Source organism: Lysobacter antibioticus, from assembly GCF_001442535.1.
Lineage (GTDB): Bacteria > Pseudomonadota > Gammaproteobacteria > Xanthomonadales > Xanthomonadaceae > Lysobacter > Lysobacter antibioticus.
Genome location: NZ_CP013141.1, coordinates 1,130,490 through 1,150,314 on the forward strand (window position 1 = coordinate 1,130,490; position 19,825 = coordinate 1,150,314).

Annotated in this window: 18 protein-coding genes; 8 read left to right on the forward strand and 10 right to left on the reverse strand. The window is 67.7% G+C overall.

Annotation, left to right across the window (positions count from 1 at the left end; translation table 11 throughout):
• The first annotated feature begins 44 nt into the window (after window positions 1-44).
• The 4 genes from GLA29479_RS04750 to GLA29479_RS04765 are packed head-to-tail and all read left to right on the forward strand — an operon-like array spanning window position 45 to window position 2,121.
• Window positions 45-350 (forward strand): hypothetical protein, encoded by a 306-nt coding sequence (locus GLA29479_RS04750; RefSeq protein WP_057917928.1) that lies wholly within the window; start codon window positions 45-47, stop codon window positions 348-350.
• Window positions 350-688 (forward strand): hypothetical protein, encoded by a 339-nt coding sequence (locus GLA29479_RS04755; protein ID WP_057970935.1) that lies wholly within the window; start codon window positions 350-352, stop codon window positions 686-688. The genes GLA29479_RS04750 and GLA29479_RS04755 overlap by 1 nt, the downstream gene beginning before the upstream one ends.
• A gap of 10 nt (window positions 689-698) precedes the next feature.
• Entirely contained in the window at window positions 699-1,334 is a 636-nt protein-coding gene (locus GLA29479_RS04760; RefSeq protein ID WP_057970936.1) for an FMN-binding negative transcriptional regulator, read from the forward strand.
• A gap of 1 nt (window position 1,335) precedes the next feature.
• Window positions 1,336-2,121 carry an SDR family oxidoreductase gene (locus GLA29479_RS04765; RefSeq protein ID WP_057970937.1) on the forward strand — a complete coding sequence of 262 codons (786 nt, stop codon included), beginning with the start codon at window positions 1,336-1,338 and terminating at the stop codon, window positions 2,119-2,121.
• A gap of 427 nt (window positions 2,122-2,548) precedes the next feature.
• On the opposite strand, the gene GLA29479_RS24335 is transcribed toward GLA29479_RS04765, so the two are convergent.
• The 10 genes from GLA29479_RS24335 to GLA29479_RS04815 all read right to left on the reverse strand — a co-directional run bounded on the left by GLA29479_RS24335 (window position 2,549) and on the right by GLA29479_RS04815 (window position 16,189).
• On the reverse strand, window positions 2,549-2,872 hold the full coding sequence (locus GLA29479_RS24335; RefSeq protein WP_144436356.1) for a hypothetical protein: 324 nt from the start codon (window positions 2,870-2,872) through the stop codon (window positions 2,549-2,551).
• A 399-nt stretch (window positions 2,873-3,271) separates the two neighbouring features.
• Window positions 3,272-5,161: a hypothetical protein gene (locus tag GLA29479_RS04775; protein ID WP_057970939.1), complete on the reverse strand. Its 1,890-nt coding sequence runs from the start codon at window positions 5,159-5,161 to the stop codon at window positions 3,272-3,274.
• Window positions 5,158-7,374 (reverse strand): hypothetical protein, encoded by a 2,217-nt coding sequence (locus GLA29479_RS04780; RefSeq protein WP_057970940.1) that lies wholly within the window; start codon window positions 7,372-7,374, stop codon window positions 5,158-5,160. The genes GLA29479_RS04775 and GLA29479_RS04780 overlap by 4 nt, the downstream gene beginning before the upstream one ends.
• The gene (locus GLA29479_RS04785; protein WP_057970941.1) at window positions 7,371-8,546 is read right to left on the reverse strand and encodes a BatA domain-containing protein; all 1,176 of its coding nucleotides are present in this window, start codon (window positions 8,544-8,546) and stop codon (window positions 7,371-7,373) included. Before GLA29479_RS04785 ends, GLA29479_RS04780 begins: the two co-directional genes overlap by 4 nt.
• Window positions 8,543-9,448: a DUF58 domain-containing protein gene (locus GLA29479_RS04790; protein ID WP_057970942.1), complete on the reverse strand. Its 906-nt coding sequence runs from the start codon at window positions 9,446-9,448 to the stop codon at window positions 8,543-8,545. The genes GLA29479_RS04785 and GLA29479_RS04790 overlap by 4 nt, the downstream gene beginning before the upstream one ends.
• A gap of 19 nt (window positions 9,449-9,467) precedes the next feature.
• The gene (locus tag GLA29479_RS04795) at window positions 9,468-10,478 is read right to left on the reverse strand and encodes an AAA family ATPase (RefSeq protein WP_057970943.1); all 1,011 of its coding nucleotides are present in this window, start codon (window positions 10,476-10,478) and stop codon (window positions 9,468-9,470) included.
• 167 nt (window positions 10,479-10,645) lie between these two features.
• On the reverse strand, window positions 10,646-11,323 hold the full coding sequence (locus GLA29479_RS04800; RefSeq protein WP_144436737.1) for a DUF4159 domain-containing protein: 678 nt from the start codon (window positions 11,321-11,323) through the stop codon (window positions 10,646-10,648).
• Between the two features lie 89 nt (window positions 11,324-11,412).
• Window positions 11,413-13,038, reverse strand: coding sequence for a TldD/PmbA family protein (locus tag GLA29479_RS04805; protein WP_057970945.1), 1,626 nt, complete (start codon window positions 13,036-13,038; stop codon window positions 11,413-11,415).
• A gap of 166 nt (window positions 13,039-13,204) precedes the next feature.
• Entirely contained in the window at window positions 13,205-14,539 is a 1,335-nt protein-coding gene (locus GLA29479_RS04810; RefSeq protein ID WP_057970946.1) for a TldD/PmbA family protein, read from the reverse strand.
• A 21-nt stretch (window positions 14,540-14,560) separates the two neighbouring features.
• On the reverse strand, window positions 14,561-16,189 hold the full coding sequence (locus GLA29479_RS04815) for a TldD/PmbA family protein (protein WP_057970947.1): 1,629 nt from the start codon (window positions 16,187-16,189) through the stop codon (window positions 14,561-14,563).
• Window positions 16,190-16,736: 547 nt separating this feature from the next.
• Here GLA29479_RS04815 and GLA29479_RS04820 point away from each other — a divergent pair.
• The 4 genes from GLA29479_RS04820 to GLA29479_RS04835 are packed head-to-tail and all read left to right on the forward strand — an operon-like array spanning window position 16,737 to window position 19,823.
• On the forward strand, window positions 16,737-18,164 hold the full coding sequence (locus tag GLA29479_RS04820) for an aldehyde dehydrogenase (RefSeq protein ID WP_057970948.1): 1,428 nt from the start codon (window positions 16,737-16,739) through the stop codon (window positions 18,162-18,164).
• 7 nt (window positions 18,165-18,171) lie between these two features.
• On the forward strand, window positions 18,172-18,837 hold the full coding sequence (gene can, locus GLA29479_RS04825; RefSeq protein WP_057917914.1) for a carbonate dehydratase: 666 nt from the start codon (window positions 18,172-18,174) through the stop codon (window positions 18,835-18,837).
• Window positions 18,834-19,292 (forward strand): RidA family protein, encoded by a 459-nt coding sequence (locus GLA29479_RS04830; RefSeq protein WP_057917913.1) that lies wholly within the window; start codon window positions 18,834-18,836, stop codon window positions 19,290-19,292. The genes can and GLA29479_RS04830 overlap by 4 nt, the downstream gene beginning before the upstream one ends.
• Complete coding sequence (locus GLA29479_RS04835; RefSeq protein WP_057917912.1) at window positions 19,293-19,823, forward strand: 3-hydroxyanthranilate 3,4-dioxygenase; 531 nt, start codon at window positions 19,293-19,295, stop codon at window positions 19,821-19,823. It begins immediately after the preceding gene.
• The last annotated feature ends 2 nt before the right edge of the window (window positions 19,824-19,825 follow it).

Here is a 19,825-nt window from a genome sequence, read left to right on the forward strand (position 1 = left end):
TGTCGGCGTTAATTCCGGCCCCTGGGCCACAGAGGTAAGAGTACGTGATCCTGTTCCTGGCCCTGACCTTCGTCGGCATCGCGATCTCCGCGTTCTGCGCGTTCGCGATCTTCTGGCCGCTGGCCCTGGTCCACCTGCGCGACCGCCATCCGGTCTTGCGCGGCGAACTCGGCGAGGCCGCCTTCGCCAATCCGTCCGCATGGGGCTGGCTGCTGCGCCAGCGTTATCGCGCCGCGAGCGACCGCAACCTCGACGGCCTGGCCACGCCGGCGCGGGTTTCGTTACTGATCGTGTTCGCCTCGCTGGCCTGCGCGGGCCTGCTCTGGCTGCTTTCCATGATGGTGCCCTGATGACCGAAAACGAATACGACACCCACTCCGCGCCGGCTCCCGGCGAAGGCCAATGGTGGCTGGCCACGCTCGGCCGCACCGTGGTCTGGGCGCGTTTGCGCGTGCGCGAGGCCGGCACCGCCGAAGTCTTCGACAGCGACGCCAACACTTTGTCCTACGACAGCGAAGACACCGCCCGTGCGGCGCTGATGGACGCCGAGTTCGTCGAGCTCGAAGGCCTGGACGAAGAGGACGCGCAAGCGCGCGGCTTCGCTCTCGACGAACTGGTACCGCCGCAGGCCCAGGACGACCAGACGCTGGGCACGCTGATGATCCAGAAACTGCCGCAGCGCCACTGAGCCCGACGCCATGTACCTGCCGCGCGCCTTCGCCGAAACCGACCTGGGCGCGCTCGATCGCCTGGCCGACGCCTACGACTTCGCCACCCTGATCACCGTGCGCGACGACGCGCCGACGGTCAGCCACCTGCCGCTGTTGTACCGACGCGACGGCGAGCAGGTCGAACTGCGCGGCCATTGGGCGCGCCCCAACCCGCAAGCGCGTCATGCCGGCCCGGCCCTGGCGATCCTGCAAGGCCCGCACGCCTACGTGTCCCCAGGTTGGTACACCGACAAGGAAAGCGCGGCGCGAGTGCCGACCTGGAACTACGCCATCGCCCATCTGCACGGCGAGCTGCACACTTTCGAAGACGAGGACGGCCTCGCCCAGCTCGTCGACGACCTCAGCGCCCGTCACGAAGGCCGCATCGGCAGCGACTGGCGCTTCGAAGTCGAACGCGAAGAACTGCGCCGGCAATTGCGCGGCATCGTCGGTTTTCGCTTCAAGGTCGAGCGCATCGCCCTGAAGTTCAAGCTCAGCCAGAACCATCCCCTGGCCAATCGCGAGAACGTCGCGACCCAGTTGCAGGCGCAGGACCGCGACGACAGCCGCGCGGTCGCCGCCCTGATGCGCGAGCGCATGGCCTTACCGAGTAGCGGAGACTGATATGGATCTGAACTTGAGCGGCAAGCACGCCCTGGTCTGCGGCGCCTCCGAAGGCATCGGCCGCGCCGCCGCGCACGAGCTGGCCCTGCTGGGCTGCGACGTGACCGTACTGGCGCGCCGCGCCGACGCCCTGGCCGCGGTCGCGCAGGCCTTGCCGCGCAGCGGCGCGCAGGCGCACGGCTGGATCGCCGCCGACGTCGCCGACACGGCCGCCCTCGCCGCCCAGGTCGAAGCGCTCGCGGCCGGCAAGCCGGTGCAGATCCTGGTCAACAACACCGGCGGCCCGCCTGGCGGCCCGGCGCATACCGCGCTCGACGACGCCTATCTGGACGCCTTCCAGCGTCACCTGCTCGCCAACCAGACCCTGGTGCGCGCGGTGCTGCCCGGCATGCGTTCGGCGCAATGGGGCCGCGTGGTCAACGTGATCTCGACCTCGGTCAAGGAACCGATCGTCGGCCTCGGCGTGTCCAACACCATCCGCGGCGCCGTTGCGAGCTGGGCCAAGACCCTCTCGCGCGAACTCGGCGCCGACGGCATCACCGTCAACAACGTCCTGCCCGGCTACACCCAGACCGCGCGCATCGAACAGATCATCGGCGACCGCGCCCGCAACAGCGGCCAGTCGCAGGAAGCGGTGATCGAGGCCATGCGCAAGACCGTGCCGGCGAACCGCTTCGCCGAACCGGGCGAGATCGCCGCCTGCATCGCCTTCCTGTGTTCGCCGGCCGCGGCTTACGTCAACGGCGTGAGTCTCGCCGTCGATGGCGGGCGCATGCAGTCGATTTGATGCTTGGGCGTGTGCCTTCGCCCTAAGGGAACGATCTCGCGCCGAGTCTGGCGTTGTCTCACTGTAGAAGCGGCGTGAGCCGCGATCGCGGGACGCGTAGTGGCAACAACGCCGATGTCATTCATCGAAGGGGCGTCCTGTCGCGAGGGGAAACGATCTCGCGCCGAATCCGGCGTTGTCCCACTGTAGGAGCGGCGTGAGCCGCGACCGCGGGACGCGTAGTAGCAACAACGCCGATGCCTTGCATCGAAGCGGCGTCCTGTCGCAAGGGTAGGAGCGGCGCGAGCCGCGACCGCGCCGCATCGGTCTCGCGGCGAGACGCTCAAGCAACATCAACATCAACATCAAGATCAAGATCAAGATCAACATCAACATCAAGATCAAGATCCAGATCCAGATCCAGATCAAACGCCAAAAGCTTCCGCCACTAAAGCGGCGGGTTACTTTCTTTTGTCATAAGCAACAAAAGAAAGGTAACCAAAGAAAAATGCTTTTCTTTGAATCGCAGGCCCGCACGTTCGATGCCGACGCAGGGATTTTTCATACGGGACATCCCTGTCCCGATGAAAAACGACGCGCATCCCTGCGCGCCGCCCTCCGGGTCTTCGATTGCCTTCGCTAGTGCGCGATGGCGCACAGCAACAGCACAGCGACGTTCAACCGTTGCCGTTGCCGTTGCCGTTGCCGTTGCCGTTGCCGTTGCCGTTGCCGTTGCCGAGATTTTGATCTGCTTTGCCGCTTTTCCGGTCAACTGGAGACCCGGAGGGCGCCGCACAGGACGTGCGGCGTTTTCCGATAAGACAGGGACGTCTTATCGGAAAATCCCGGCGACAGCATCGCACTCGTGGCCTGTGCCCTTGCAAGGAAGGCCTTTTCTTTGGTTATCTTTGACCGAAGGGAATCCAGACGGACTTTTGGGCCAGCAAAAGAAAGTAACCCGGCCGCTTTAGCGGACGGAAGCTTTAGATGTTGCTTACGGCTCTGCGGCAAGAAACGCCGCAACCACCAGTTGCGCGGTCGCGGCTCGCGCCGCTCCTACCCTAACGGCTTCGGGAGGCGGCGTTGCGAGACCGCAACAACGCGGTCGCGGCTTGTGACCGAAGGAAATCCCTGTGGGACGCCGCTCCTACCCTCTGATTCGTCGCTACCGCTATTCACCCTGCGCGACACGCCCGCGCCGCGAACGCTCCAGCCACCACACGCCCGCGCTGACCAACAACCAGCCCAGGAACCACGGCCACGACGCGCCGCGCTGAACCTGCGCAGACGCGACCGAATTCGCCAGCGACGAGGCCGCAGCGGTCGGCGCTCGCGCTTGCGCCATCAAGTTCAATGTCGCTTCACGCATTTCGCTCGCCCGCAAGCCCGGCGCCTCGTCGCGTCCGCGCACCGCGAAGGGCTGCGAGTACTCGCCCTGGCGCAACAGATGCCAGCCCGCTTCGGTCGGCCAGAACGCGGCGCAGCGTTCGCTGCCGCTGGCCGGATCGATCAACAGATGAATGTTCTGGCCTTGCGGCGTACGCACCAGCGCCCCATCGCTCAAGCCGCACAGCGATACGCGCCGGCCCTGCCGCGCCTCACCATCGATCCGCAGTACCGGCTTCGGCTGGGCCCGCGCCAGTGCGCCAAAAGCGGCACTCCACCATTGCCCATGCAGATCGTCGCGGCCGACCAGGGTCAGGCGGAAGCTGTCGCTCAGGGTCCACAAGCCAAGCCGGCCGCGCCCAGTGCTGCGCCAGCTCGCAAAAGCCTTGCCGTCCTTGCCGCGCAGCAGGCTGTGGGCACCGGCGCCATCGAGTGTGAGCGCACGGCGGTTCAATACCGGCAATTCGGCCATCGCCTCATCGCGGGCGCGCGGCGCGTCGATCGTGCCCGGGCCGATGCGCGCACGGGTCGCTTCTTCATCCGCGCTCGATGGCGGTAAGCGCACTTCGACCGAGTCCGCACCGGCGCCGAGCTCGAAGCCCAGCGCCCGCAGTTGCGTGCGCGTGCGTGGCGACAAAGGGCCGCCGATGCGCAGCAGTACGCCGAGGCCGTCGCGCATGGCGCCGAGCAAGGCCGCACGCTGCGATTCGCCCAGGCCCTCCCAGACGCGTTCATCTAGCACGACCAGGTCGAAACCCGCCAAGGTCGGGGCATTCAAACTCAGCGGTGCATCGCCGAGTTGCAGCCCAGCGCCGACATCGATCTGGGTGTGCAACTTGATTCCGGCGTCCAAGGCCCAGCGTCGCAGGTACTTCAACTCCGGACTCGGCGCGCCGGCCAACACCAGCACTCGCGGCGGAGTGTCGGCGACTACCGACAAGGGCAGTTCGATCTCTTCGGCAACGTTCTGACGCACGTCGCGCAAGCGCAGCCTGAAGTTCATCAGGCCCGGAATGCGTGCGATGGCGCCGACGCGGAAACCGCCGTCCGCCGCCAAGATGCTGCGGTCGACCCGTTGCAGACCCGGGTCGAGCAATTCGACCAGCGCACCAGGCATCGCTTCGACTCGTCCGCTCACGCTGAACTCGGCGCCGGCCGCGACCTCGCGTGGTGCCCACAAACCGCCCAATCCGCGCGGCGACGAGGTCGGCTGCCATTCGACCGTCAAGCCGCGTGCCGCATCGCGATCGCGCGGCTCCAAGCCGGCGCCGAGCAGGCGCAGCCGTTGCGTGCCGGGATGTCGACGCAGTGCAGTGGCGAGGTCGGGTACGCGTTCGCTGTCGGCCGAGACCACGGCCTCGGGCAAAGCGATACCGGTCTCGCCGGCGATCGTGGCATCGCTTGCGCTCGCACCGGCCGTCGCCACCACCAAGGTGCCGGCTTCGCTGTAGACCAGCGGCGGGAACAGCGCGAGATACAGCAAGGCCGCCATCAATGGCTGCGCGATCAGCAACAACGCCAGCCGCCAGCCGCGCGCACGCGCCCCGGTCCCGCTGCGGTACTGGCGCAGGATCAGGCTCGCCATCGCCAGCACGGCGGCGAACCCGAGCAATCCGGCGACCGCGGTTTCAAGGCCGCTTTGCAGACCGGTATCGAGATCGATGGCGCCGATCATCGCCGGGCCTCCTGCTGCAAGGCCTCGAAATAACGCCGGTCGACCGCATCGCCCTGCCCGCGCCGCGGCACGCTCGCCGGCGGCCGCGTCAGCAGCGGCCACAGCAGGCGCCGCAACTCGGCGCGGCAGCGTCGGCATTCGGGTTCGTTGCGCAAGGCATCGAAGGCAGCGGCGAAGGCCAAGGGATCGGGCACCCGCGACTCGTGCTCGCGCAACCAACGCTGCAGGCCGGTGTAGTCGATCGGGGGCGGCTCGGTCGTGCGCGTGCTTTGCTCCAGATCGCGCCACAGCGATTCGAGCAAGGGGTCGGTCGCGTTCGCTGCGGCTAGCCTCTCGCCGCGTCGCGCCAGACCGGCGCGCTCGCCGCTCAGGCGGCGGCTCTCGTCGATCGGCGGCAGCTCGGGGCCGACCCGGGCCAGATAAATGCGCGTGGCCTGCTGCACTTTCTTGATGAAGCCCAACGCCTTGTATGCATACGGCAGTGCCTGCTGCGGGTGGCCCTGTCGAAGATGCAGCTCCGACTGCCACATCTCGTCGAGCGCGGCCTTGAGCAGCTTGCGCGTGTCCGGATCGAGCAAGGTCGCGGCCTCGGCATGATCGTGGGTATGGCCGAACTGCTCCAGCACCGGACCTTCCTCGCCGAAGCTCGGCGCGGCCGGCTTCGGTGTGTGCGCATGCTCATCGTGCTGCTCGGGCGCCGAACTCGCGGCTTGCCCCTTTTCCGCGGGCGCATGCTGGTCATGGGCCTGGCCGGGTTCGTCGTGCGGCTCGGGTTCGTCGCGATCGTTGGTCGGCAGTTGCGGCGCGCCTTCGGATTCTTCGCCGAGGAACTGGCCGTAGCGCAGGCGCAGCAGGCGCTGGTCGACGCCGATCGCGTCGGAACGTTCGATAAACCGCGCCTCGTCGAGTTTGCGCCGCTGCGCGATCAAGGCCTCGGCGTCGATGATGATCTGGCGCTGGCTGCGGAAATACGCCGGCAAGGTGGTCTTGACCATGCCGTCCAGGCCGGTCGCCTCGCTGCCCAAGTCGGCCGGCCAGCGCAGGATCAGGCTCGGGCTCAGCGCCGTCTGCGCCTTAGGCGAGCGGTTGTCGTCGACGCTGAGCTGGACGATGAGGTCGTCGCCGCTGGCGAAGCCGAGGCTGGCCAGGTCGAGACGCTGCGCATAGCGCTTCTGGGTCGTCGTACCCGTGCCGCGCAGACTGAGGCGCTGCTCGCGGAAGGTGATGTTCTCGCCGCTGCCCTGGGCCAGGGTGATGCGCAGCTGCGCGTTCGCGGCCAGGCCGTAGTCGTCGCTGGCCTCGAATTCCAGCGGCCAGCCGCGCTGGCCCGCGCTCATCAGGCTCAGGCCGCGATCGGGTTCGAGCATGCGCAACTGCGGTGCACGGTCGGCGGTGACGTCGAGGCGGTACAGACGGCGCGTCTGCGCTTCCGGCGCGCCGCTGGCGACGATGCGATACAAGGCCGGCTTGGCCAGCACCCGCTCGGCGCTCCAGCGTCCGTCGCTCTGGCGCGCCAGCGCTAAGCGCTGGCCGTCGTGGAAGACCAGCTCGACCGCGCTCGGCTGCGGCTCGAAACGCAGATTCCAGCGCAGGCGCGCGTTCTCGGGCACGCGCCCTTCGAGGGTGGGCTCGCTGCGCGACGGCAAGTGGGTATAGGCCGGTGGATCGATGCGCAGGCCTTGTTCGATCAGGCGAGGCTGCCCGGGCAAGGCCGCGACCTGGGGCGCCGGCGACAAGGCTTCGAGATCGCGCGCGCCGCTCTGCGCGCGTGGCCACAGACCGATCGCGATCAAGGCCAGCGCCGCAGCAAGCGCGGACAGGAGCAGGCGCCGTGCCGACCACGCCGGGCGCAGCTCGGGACCGTTTGCGGTTTCGATACGTTCGCGCAGGCGCGCCTGCTGCAAGCGCTGCAAGCCGTTCAAGCTCTCGCCCGATACGAACAACAGATCGGCGCTGTCGTCCATGTCGCTGCGGGTGGCGTTGAGGCGACGCGCGAGCCAAGCATGGTCGAGGCGCCGGGCGCTACGCCAGGCGACGACGATGACCGCAATGCCGACCGCGGCCGCAACCGCCAACGCAATGACGAGACCCTGCATTCGCCACGCCCATGCCGCCGCAACCAGCGCCCACGGCAGCAGGCACAGGGCCAGATCGAGGGCGCGCCGGGTGCGCGCCGAATGCAGCTTGTCTGCGAGGATCGCCGCCGCGGTCATGGCGTCGCTCCGCGTCGGGCGCGCGTCGCCAGCCAGCGTTCGAGCACGAACACCAACGCGATCAACAGCGCCAGCCACAAGCGCAGATCGCGCGGCGGCAAGGCATAGGCCGCAGCGCCGATCGCCGGCGCATGGTCTTTAGCCGAGACCCGAGAAGGCGCGGGAGCGGTTGGCTCGAACAAGCCGCGTACGCGTTGCGGGAAACCCGGTTCGAGCAACTCGGGCATGACCTGCGGCACCAGCGCACGGGTCAAGCGCATGAGCCGGCCACGGCCGAACGCGACGCCCTCGACCAGGGCCGCACCGGACCCGTCGCGCCACAATGGCGCACGCGGCGATGAGGCGTCGCGCGGCCATTCGCTGCCGGCATCGAGCAGCACGCGCCCGCCGTTGCGGGCGAACTCGCCCACTTCGTTCGGCACCGCACCAGGCGCGAGCCAGATCAACTCGCGGCTGTCGGCCGGCCACGCCTCGGTGCTCGGCGCGACCGATTCGGTTGAGCGACTGCCGGCCGCCGGATCGCGCCAGGCGGCGATCGCCGCGCGCAGATACGGCAGGGCCGCTGCACGATCGTCGGCATAGCGGACCACCGGCGACGGCGCGGCGATGGCGCTGGTCGGGGTCGCAACCGGCATCGTGCCGGGCACGACCCGCCATTCGACCGGCCGCGACAACCGTGGCCGTTGTCCGTCGGCGCCGCCCATGCGCTCGGGCACGAACACGGTCAGCGCCGCTGCCGCCGGCAGGCTGGCATCGAGCTCGCGCAACATACTCGACAGCGGCACGGGCCGATCGGGTGCGGCGTCATCGAGACGTGGAAAACCCGGCGCGAGCCAGTGCAGGCGCGCATCGGATGCGGCAGCTTGGGCACGTGCGGCCTGGGTGTCGACGCCCGGTGCGACCACGATCCACGGCCGCGCACTCTCAGCGCCGAACAGCACCGGCCGCGCCAACCACAGCGCCAGCAGGGCCAGCAGCAACAGACGCAGCAACAACAACGGCCATTCGTCGAAGCGGATGCGGTGCCGCGGCTTCGGCCGCTGCCGCAGCCAACGCAGGGCGGCGAAATCGGTCGGGCGCTGTTCGCTGCGCCGCGCCAGATGGATCAACAGCGGCAGGAGCAACGCGGCCAATGCGGCCAGCGCGGCAGGCAGAAGCAGGCTAAGGTTCACGCCGGCTCCGCCATGTCGCGCGCGCCGAACAGCCGCCGCAGCGGCAGATCCAGCGCTTCGTCGAGCACGTATTCGGTGTGGCGGATGCCGCTGGCGTCCAGGCGGGCATCGAGTGCCTTGCGCGCGGCAGCGAATCGGACGAGAAACTCGTCGCGCAAGGCCGCGCCGTCGCCGAGCAATTCTTCGCCGGTTTCCGGGTCGCGGAAGTGGTAACCGCCGCGGAACGGGAAGTCGCGTTCCTCGGCGGTCAGGATGCGAATGCTCAGCACTTCGCGTCGCGCCGAGGCGAGCCGCTCGGCGATCGCGACCGCGCCCTCATCGCTGCCGTCGTCGAAACCGTCGCCGAGCATCAGCACCAGGTCGCCGGCGGCGATGCGCTCCCACAGCGGCCGCAGCCGTTGCGCGGCCGGCCAGGCGCCCTGCGCCGACAAGGCATGCAGCTCCAGCCACAAGCGGTCGCGTTGGCGCGCACCGGTCGCCGGGGCGACCAGACGCACGCCGTCCTCACGCAAGGCGATCAAACCGAAACGGTCGCCCTGGCGCAGTGCCAGCTCGGCGACGCAGGCGGCCAGGGCCTTGGCCGCGTCGAGCCGCGACCAATCCGGGCGCGCCGCGTCGCACTGATTCATCGAGGCGGTGGCGTCGACCAGCAACCAGACCGCGAGCGGGCTTTCGCGCTCGGCTTCGCGCACGAAGAAGCGGTCCGAGCGCGCATACAACTTCCAGTCGACCTGGCGCAGTTCGTCGCCGGGCTCGTAAGCACGGTACTGGGCGAATTCGAGCCCGGCGCCGCGGCTGCGGCTGTTGTGCAGGCCGATACCGTGGGTGCCGACCGCGCGCCGCGACAACAGCCGCAGGCTGCGCAGCCGCGCTCGTACCGGCGGTGGAATGAAATCCTTCACGAGGCCTCGCCGAGCGTGCTCAAGCGCCGGGGAACGGCACGCCGCGCAGCAGCGCGGCGATGACGTCGTCGGCGCTCTTCAGCTCGGCCTCGGCGGCGAACGACAGCAGCAGGCGGTGACGCATCACCGGCGCGGCCAAAGCGACGATGTCCTCGCGGGTCGCGGCATAGCGCCCGTGCAGCAGCGCCCTCGCCTTCGCCGCCAACACCAGCGACTGCCCGGCCCGCGGGCCGGCGCCCCACTTCACCCATTGCCGCACTTCCGGCAAGGCGCTGTCGTCGGGGCGGCTGGCGCGCACCAGTCGGGTGATCCAGACCAGCAGATCGTCGGCCAGGTGCACTTCGCGCACCCGCGCCTGCAAGGCGATCATTTCTTCGCCGCCCATCACCCGCGGCACCTCGGCGCTGTGGCTGCCGGTGGTCTGCAGCAGGATGTCGTGCTCTTCGCGCTCGCTCGGATAGCCGACCCGGATATGCAGCAGGAAGCGGTCGAGCTGCGCTTCCGGCAAGGGATAGGTGCCGGCCTGTTCGAGTGGGTTCTGGGTCGCCAGGACGAAGAACGGCGCCGGCAAGGCGTGGGTCACGCCGGCATAGCTGACCGTGCGCTCCTGCATCGCTTCGAGTAGCGCGGCCTGGGTCTTGGGCGGCGTGCGGTTGAGCTCGTCGGCCAGCAACAGATTCGTGAAGATCGGCCCGGGCTGGAAGCGGAAATGGCGATGGCCGGTGCCGTGGTCTTCTTCGAGCAGCTCGGTGCCGAGGATGTCGCTGGGCATCAGGTCGGGGGTGAACTGCACGCGCCGGAACTGCAGCTCCAGGGCCTGTCCGAGCGAGCGCACCAGCAGGGTCTTGCCGAGGCCGGGCACGCCTTCGAGCAGGCAGTGGCCGCCGGCCAGCAGGCCGATCAGCAACTGTTCGACCACTTCGTGCTGGCCGACGATCGCCTGGGCGATCGCTTCGCGCAGCGCGCCCAAGCGATCGAGCTGCATTTTCAGTTCGGCTTCGTTGCCGCCGGTTGCCACGTTCGTATTCATTTCGTCATCCCGAAAGCCAACATTCGTTCAAGCAAGCAACAGCAACAGCAAATCCCCCGCGCCCGCTGCGCGATCGCCGCCCCCTTTTTCTAAGGGGGCAAAAGCGAGCCCACCACCGTGCTCTGCCGAGTCCCGAGTCCCGAGTCCCGAATCCCGAATCCCGAGCATCAAGAATTCAACGCATACATGACGATGTTGACCGCGAACTTGGTGTTGTCCTCGGCCAGGAAGCGTTTGTTGCGCCAGTCGTAGTCCCATTCGCAGCCGTAGTCTTTGTTGCTGTACAGCACGCCCAGGCGACCGTCGATCTCGATGCCTTGCAGGTAGTCGTGGACCAGGTCGTCGCCCCAGCCGTTGAGCTCGAAGCCGGTCGCGGGCGGGCCGTCGAAGACGAAGAAGCTGCGGTAAATGGGGTGCTTCTTCGGCAGCCGGCGCAAGGCCTTGGCGCCGAAAATCCTCGCCATCTGTTCCTCGAAGGACTTGGCGAACAGACCGTCGATGTCGTGGTTGCAGTCGTCGACGAAGACGAAGCCGCCATTGCGCACATAGCGCTCGAAGTTGCGGCGTTCGTCGGGGTTGAACTCGACCAGCTTGTGCCCGGCCAGGTAGCAGAACGGCGCGCCGAGCATCTTCGGGTCGGCCAGCGCCAGCACATGCTCTTTCGGGTCGACCCGCAGGTTGGTGTAATCGATCAGCGAGGTGATCAGGTTGGCCGGCATGCGCTGGTCGACGTCCCAGTCGCCGGAGTCGTATTTGAGCCGGGTGAACCAGAAGTCGTAATCGGCGCGGGCGGCCTGGGCCAGCGGCGAACGCGCCAGCCAGGCGCCGGCGGCACCGCCGAGCATCAGCCGCAGGAACTGCGCCCGGTTCACCGGGCCCTGCCTGCGTCGGTCTGGATGCCTGGAACCGCCATGCCCTGCCTCAACCCCATCGGCTAGAGCGCACGCGCGGTGTTGATGATGTTGACGCCGTTGAAGCGCGTGGTGCTCGACCCGTGCGACACCGCCGAGACTTGGCTCGGCTGGCCCTTGCCGTCGAAGAACGAGCCGCCGAGGCGGAAGTCGCGTTCGTCGCAGACCGCCACGCAGGCGCTCCAGAACTCCGGGGTGCGGATCTGGTAAGCGGCATCCTCGACCATGCCGGTGACCTGGCCGTTCTTGATCTCGTAGAACAACTGGCCGCCGAATTGGGCGTTGTAACGTTGCTGGTCGATCGAATACGAGCCGCGGCCGTGCACGTACAGGCCGCGTTCGACGCCCTTGATCATCTCGGCCACGCTCAATGGCTGCTTGCCCGGCTTCAGCGAAACATTGGCCATGCGCTGGAACTGCACGCTCGACCAGGAATCGGCATAGCTGCAGCCGTGCGATTGCTTGTGACCGAGCAGATGCGCCTCGTCGCGGGTGGCCTGGTAGTCGACCAGGATGCCGTCGCGGATCAAGTCCCACTCGCGGGTCTTGACGCCTTCGTCGTCGTAGCCGACCGCGCCGAGGCTGCCGGGACGGGTCTTGTCGGCGACGAAGTTGACCAACTCGCTGCCGTAGCGATAGCCCTGCTCGCGCTTGTCCAGGGTGGCGAAACTGGTGCCTGCGTAATTGGCCTCGTAGCCGAGCACGCGGTCGAGTTCGAGCGGGTGGCCGACGTTCTCGTGGATGGTCAGGAACAGGTTGGACGGGTCCAGTACCAGGTCGTACTTGCCCGGCTTCACCGACGGCGCCTTGAGCTTGGCGCGGGCGTGCTTGGCGGCGGCGACCGCGTCTTCCATCACGTCGTAGGAGCGTCCGTAACCGGTCAAGCCGCCGGGCAGCGCGACCTTGCCGGCCGGGTCGGCGTCGAGGTATTCGTAGCCCATGCCCATCGGCGCCGACAGGCCGTCGCGGGTGCGGAACTTGCCGCTGACCTTGTCGACCGCGGTCGCGGTCAGCGGCAGCCAGATGCGATGGATGTCCTGGTCGATGTAGCTGCCGTCGCTGGAAGCGAAATACTTCTGTTCGTTGATCACGAACAGGGTCGAGTTGACGTAGTCGGCGCCGGCCTTGAGCGCGGCGGCGTTGACGCCGAGCAGCAGGTCGACTTTCTCCTTGATCGGCACCGCCATCGCGTTCTTGCGCAGCGGCGTCGCCCAGCGCGTTTCGCCAACGCCGGCGACCGGCGCCAGTTCGACCTTGCGGCTCTGCACACGCGCGTTGGCGCGGGCGATCGCCAGCGCCTGGCGCGTGGCGATCGCGACGGCGTCCGGGGTCGAGGCGTCGGTGGCGGCGAAGCCCCATGCGCCCTGGCTCAGCACGCGGATGCCGACGCCGGCGGATTCGCCGTTGACGATGTTGCGGACCTGCGCTTCGCGGGTCACCACCGATTGGCGCAGGTAGCGGCCGATGCGCACGTCGCAATAGTCCGCCCCGCCCTCGCGCGCGGCGTTCAGCGCGGTGTCGGCCAGGCGCCGCCAGTGCGCCACGTCGGCCGGTTCCAGCAAGGCTTCGGCGGCGATCGCGCGGCCGTAGGGAAGCGCCAGGCCGGCCAGACCCAGGCCGGTGAAACTCAGGAAATCGCGTCGTTGCATCGGGCGGCTCGGGTTCGGCGGGTCGGGTTCGGCAGATCGCGTTGGGCAGATCACGTTGGGCAGAATCGGCGGGACACTGCTGCAGCGAACCGATGCGGGCGGCGCGCCGGATCGCCGGCGGCGCCGCCCCTCAAACGCCGCACTCAAGCGGCGCGTTCAAGTGTCGTCAGACCGCGTCCGACAACGAGGTGAAGGTGAAATCGCGCAACTTCATCGGCGGGATCATCATCACGAACGAGGACTCGTCGCCGGCCACGCGCACCGGCCGGCCGAGTTCCTCGATGTTGTTGAGCATGATCACCGGCGACTCGTTGAAGCGGAAATTCTTCACCGGGTGCTTGATCACCCCGTTCTCGATGTAGAAGGTGCCGTCGCGGGTCAGGCCGGTCAGCAGCACGGTCTGCGGGTCGACCATCCGTATGTACCAGGTGCGGGTGACCAGGATGCCCTTCTGGGTGCCCTTGATCAGCTCGGCGGTCGACTTGTCGCCGCCGGCCATGAGCAGGTTGCCGGGCGTGCCGACCGCACGCTTGCCCTGCTTCTTGGCCCAGAAGCGCGAGTAGTCCAACGCGGTGACCTTGCCGTTCTCGACCACCGCCATCTTCTCGCGCGCCAGGCCCTGCGCATCCCACGGCAATACCGGGGCGCGCGGGTCCCAGGGATCGGCGCTGATGTTGACGCGCGGGTCGTAGACCTGCTCGCCGAGTTTGTTGCCGCCGCCCTTCTTCGACAGGAAGCTGCGGCCTTCGTCGGCCTGGCGCGCATCGAAGAAATTCATCATGAACGAGATCAGCCCGGCGGCCGCGGCCGGCTCCAGGATCACCGTGTACTTGCCCGGCTCCAGCGCCTTGGCTTCGGCCGACTCGGTGGCCTTGCGCATGGCGATGCGCACTTCGTTGTCGGCCTTGAACTCGCTGGCATCCTTGAGGTTACGCCCGACCCAGCCGGAACCGCGGCCATCGTCGGTGCGAACGGTGCAGGTGTAATCGAAGTTGGTGGCCTGCTGGTAACCGAAATTGCCCTTGCTGTTGGCCACCGCGACGAAGCTCTGGCCGTCTTCGAGAAAACCGGCGGCCGTGAGCTTGTCGGCGCGGCACGGCGCGATCGAGTCGGCTGCGACCTGGGCGCGGAACTCGGGCGTGATCGCCGCGGTCGAGGCGCTGAAGGTCGGGCTCGGCTTATAGCTCTGCTTGTCGATCGCCGGCATGAACTCCGGGTTTTCCGGCGCCAGCCTGGCCAGGTCTTCGGCGCGGCGAACCACGCGTTCTAGCGCGGCATCGTCGAACTCGTTGATGCTGGCGGTGCCGACGCGGTTGCCGAAGGCCGATTGCACGGCCAGGTTGCTGTTGCTGACGATGCCGCTGGTCGACACGTTGTTGAGGGCGAAACGGATGTTGCCGGCGATGGAACCGGTCAGGGTCGCGGTGCACTCGTCGGCCTTGGACAGCGCCAGGACCTTGTCGAGGATGGCCTTGGCTTCGGCTTCGGTGAAGATGCTCATGGGTGGATTCTCCTGCGCCGGTCAGCCGAGCTTGCGGGCGGTGTTGATGACGTTGACGCCGTTGAAGCGCGCCGTGCTGGAACCGTGCGAGACCGCCGAGACCTGGCCCGGCTGGCCCTTGCCGTCGAAGAACGAGCCGCCGAGGCGGTAGTCGCTTTCGTCGCAGACCGCGACGCAGGAATTCCAGAATTCCGGGGTGCGGATCTGGTAGGCCACGTCTTCGAGCATGCCGGTGATCTTGCCGTTCTTGATCTCGTAGAACAGTTGGCCGCCGAACTGGGCGTTGTAGCGCTGCTGGTCGATCGAGAAGGAGCCGTCGCCGACGATGTAGATGCCGTTCTCGACGTCCTTGATCATGTCGGCGACGCTGAGCTTGTTCTTGCCCGGCGCCAGCGACACGTTGGCCATGCGCTGGAACTGCACGCTCGACCAGGAGTCGGCGTAGCAGCAGCCGTCGGATTCGCTCTTGCCCAGGATGTGGGCCTGGTCGCGGATGGTCTGGTAGTCGACCAGGATGCCGTCCTTGATCAGGTTCCAGCGCTTGGTCTTGACGCCCTCGTCGTCGAAGCCGACCGCGCCGAGGCTGCCCTGCTGGGTCTTGTCGGCGAACACGGTGACCTGGTCGCTGCCGTACTTGAAACCGCTCTTGACCTTGTCGACGGTGGCGAAACTGGTGCCGGCGAAGTTGGCCTCGTAGCCGAGCACGCGGTCGAGTTCGAGCGGATGGCCGATCGATTCGTGGATGGTCAGCCAGGTGTGCGAGGGGTCCAGCACCAGGTCGTACTTGCCCGGCTTGACCGAGGGCGCGGTGAGCTTCTGCCGCGCCTGCTTGGCGGCGGCGACCGCGTCTTCGAGCATGTCGTAGGAATTGCTGTAGTTGACTACGCCGTTCGGCGATACGGTCTTGCCCGAGGCGGCGCCGTCGAGGTATTCGAAGCCCATGCCCATCGGCGAGGACAGGCCTTCGCGGGTGCGGAACTTGCCGCTGGCCTTGTCGATCGCGGTGATCGTCATCGGCGTCCAGATGCGGTGCACGTCCTGGTCGATGTAGGAGCCGTCGGTCGAGGCGAAGTATTTCTGCTCGTTGACCAGGAACAGCATCGAGTTGACGAAGTCGGCGCCGGCCTTGACCGCGGCGGCGTTGACGCCGAGCAATAGGTCGACCTTGTCCTTGATCGGCACTTCCATGGCGTTCTTGCGAATCGGCGTCTTCCACGCCACCTCGCCCACGCCCGGGGTCTTGGCCAACACCACCGGCTGGGTCTGGGTCTTGGAGTTCGCGCGCGCGATCGCGGCGGCCTGTTGCGCCGCCTCGGCCACGCTCTTGGCGTTCAGCTGGTTGGTCGCGGCGAAGCCCCAGGCACCGTTGACCAGCACACGGATGCCGATGCCGGTCGACTCGGTATTGACCACGTTCTGGACCTTGTCCTCGCGGGTGATGACGAACTGGCGCAGATAACGGCCGATGCGCACATCGCAGTAGCTCGCGCCCGCGCCTTTCGCCGCGGTCAGCGCGGTGTCGGCGAGTACTTTCTTCTTGGCCACGTCCAGCGGCGTCAACAGGGCTTCGGCGGCGATCGCGCTGCCGTAGGGAATCATCAGCCCGGCGATGCCGAGCCCCGACATGGTCAGGAAGTTGCGTCTATCCACGAGATTGTTCCGCCGTTGTGGGCCCGATCGGCAGTGCTGGTTGCCGCCGCAAGGCATGGATGAAAGTCACCTCTCGGAATGTGCGCAGTGCTTGCACGGGCAGTCAAGTGCCGGGAGACAGTGACTCGCGATGCCGCCGTTGCGCCGATCGGGGTTGCCGATACGAGACGCTTGGCGCAGCGATTCATCTTATTTCGCGGTATTTCGCGTCCGTTGCCGACCGCCCTTGCGTGTCGTCGCGACTGCGCGAGGCGACATTGCTGCAGTGCACCTGGGCCAACAGTCATGCATGACTTTGGTCATGTCCGTGCGCCACGGACCGGATCGGCAAAGTCGGAGGCATCGTTATTCGTTCGCGAGGGTCTTCAGACTAGGAGCGGCGCGAGCCGCGACCGCGCCATCCGGCCTGCGACGCCCCTGCGAGGTCGCGGCTCGCGCCGCTCCTACCCCGAAAGCGCACGCCATCCGGACGCCGCCGTCACGGAACCGCGACCTGCCGCCGCCCGGCGCTATGGGCGCTGCCGCGCCCACGCGTTAAGCTTGGCGCATGCACAGATTCCGGCACTGGATCGACGGCCAGGCGCGCGATGCGGCCGGCGGTCGTTGGCTCGATGTCCACGACCCCGCCAATGCGCAAGCGTATGCGCAGGTCGCAGCCGGCGACGCCGCCGACGTCGAGCTCGCGGTCGCCGCGGCCCAGGCTGCGTTCCCGGCCTGGTCGGCTCTGCCGCATAGCGAACGCGCGCGCTGGCTCGAAGCATTGGCCAGCGCGTTGGAAACGCGCCTGGAAGACTTCGCCCAAGCCGAATCGCGCGATGCCGGCAAGCCGATCCGGCTCGCCCGCGAGGCCGAGATCCCGCGTGCGGTCTCGAACCTGCGCTTCTTCGCCCATGCCGCAACCCAGTTCGCCAGCGAATCCCACCACGGCCAGGCCGGGCTCAACTACACCTTGCGCGCGCCGCTCGGGGTGGTCGCGACGATCTCGCCGTGGAACCTGCCGCTGTATCTGTTCACCTGGAAGATCGCCCCGGCGCTCGCGGCCGGCAACACCGTGGTCGCCAAACCGTCCGAAGTGACCCCGGCCACCGCCAGCCTGCTCGGCGAGCTGGCCGCGCAGATCGGCTTCCCGCGCGGCGTGCTCAACATCGTCCACGGCCTCGGCCCCGAGGTCGGCGAAACCCTGGTCCGGCACCCGGCCGTGCGCGCGATCTCCTTCACCGGCAGCACCGCGGTCGGCCAGCGCATCGCCGGCATTGCCGCGCCGCTGTTGCGCAAGGTCTCGCTGGAGCTCGGCGGCAAGAACCCGACCCTGGTGTTCGCCGACAGCGATTGGCGCGCCAATCTCGACACCCTGATGCGCTCGGCGTTCCAGAATTCCGGGCAAATCTGCCTGTGCGGCTCGCGCCTGCTGATCGAGCGCTCGATCTACGACGAAGTCCGCGACGCCCTGGTCGAACGCGCCCAGGCGCTGAAGATCGGCGAGCCCGCCGACGAAGCCACCTCGCTCGGCCCGCTGGTCTCCCAGGCGCATTACGACAAGGTCCTGGCCGCGCTCGAACGCGCGCGCGGCGAAGGCGGCCGCGTGCTGTGCGGCGGCCATGCCCTGGACCGACCCGGCTGGTACGTGGCGCCGACCCTGATCGAAGGCCTCGGCCCGGATTGCGCGAGCAACCGCGAAGAGATCTTCGGCCCGGTCGTGACGCTTCAAGCGTTCGACGACGACGCCCAGGCTCTGGCCCTGGCCAATGCCGGCGACTACGGCCTGTCTGCGTCGGTCTGGACCCGCGACCTCAACCGCGCCCATCGCCTCGCCGCGCAATTGCGCGTCGGCATGGTCTGGGTCAACACCTGGCTGCAACGCGACCTGCGCACGCCGTTCGGCGGCGTCGGCGCGTCGGGCCTCGGCCGCGAAGGCGGCGCCGAGGCCATGCGTTTCTTCACCGACGCCAAGAACGTCGGCCTTCACCTGGGATGACCGTTGTATGACCCCGTTGCACGACCTGCTTGAACGAAACCGCGAATGGTCCGAGCGCATCAGCGCCGAGGACCCGGAGTTCTTTGCCCGCCTCTCGCGCCAACAGGCGCCCGAATACCTTTGGATCGGCTGCTCGGATTCGCGCGTGCCGGCCAACCAGATCATCGACATGGCCCCGGGCGAGGTCTTCGTCCATCGCAACATCGCCAACGTCGTGGTCCATACCGATCTCAACTGCCTGTCGGTGATCCAGTTCGCGGTCGACGTGCTCAAGGTCAAGCACATCCTCGTCGTCGGTCACTACGGCTGCGGCGGCGTCCATGCCGCGTTGCACGGGCACCGTCTCGGCCTGGCCGACAACTGGATCCGCCACGTCGGCGACGTCGCCGACAAGCACGTGGCCTGCATCTCGCATGCCCATGCCGAGGAGCGACACGACCGTTTGTGCGAACTCAACGTGATCGAGCAGGTGCAGAACCTCAGCCTGACCACCATCGTCCGCGATGCCTGGGCGCGCCAGCAGCCGCTCGCCGTGCACGGCTGGGTCTATAGCCTGCGCAACGGCCGCGTCCACGACACCGGCATGAACATCGACAGCTTCGAAGCGCTGCAGGACACCTACGAGCGCGCCGTCGCCACGGTGCACTCCACCCACGGCGGTTCGCCGCGATGAGCGGCGGCGGCATCAGCGCCGCCAAGGCGCCGCGGCCGGTCGGCCTGTACCCGCATGCGCGCCGGGTCGGCGAGCTGCTGTTCCTGTCCGGGATCGGCCCGCGCGATGCCGCCAGCAACGCCATCCCCGGCAACGTCCACGACGCCGAAGGCCGCCTGATCGCCTACGACATCGAGCTGCAATGCCGCTCGGTGTTCGCCAACGTCCGCGCCGTGCTCGAAGCCAGCGGCGCCGGCTGGGACGACCTGGTCGACGTGACCGTGTACCTGACCGACATGGCCCGCGATTTCACCGCCTATAACGCGGTCTGGGCCGAGTATTTCCCCGACCTCGAACGCGCGCCGTGCCGTACCACGCTCGGCATCACCGCGCTGCCGACGCCGATCGCCATCGAACTCAAATGCATCGCCGCCTTCGCCCCGCAGCGGAACGGCGCACCGCCCGAGGGCACGTGAATGCTTCCTGGACCGATCAACCTCAATCAATGGATCGACGAACACCGGCACCTGCTCAAGCCGCCGGTCGGCAACAAGGTGATCCACCTCGGCGACTTCATCGTCATGGTGGTCGGCGGCCCTAACCAGCGCACCGACTATCACTGGGACGAAGGCCCGGAATGGTTCTACCAGCTCGAGGGCGAGATGGTTCTGCGGATCCAGGAGGATGGGGCTGTGCGCGACATCCCGATCCGCGCCGGCGAGACCTTCCTGCTGCCGCCGCGCGTGCCGCATTCGCCGCAGCGCATGCCCGACTCGATCGGCCTGGTGATCGAGCGCAAGCGCCTGGAGCACGAAGACGACGGTCTGATGTGGTACTGCGAGCGCTGCAATCACAAGCTGTACGAAGAGTTCTTCCATTTGCACGACATCGAAGCCGATTTCCCGCCGGTGTTCGAGCGTTTCTATTCCTCGCGCGAACATCGGACCTGCATGGACTGCGGCCATCTGAACCCGGCGCCGGGCCGCTACGTGATGCCCGACACCTGAGG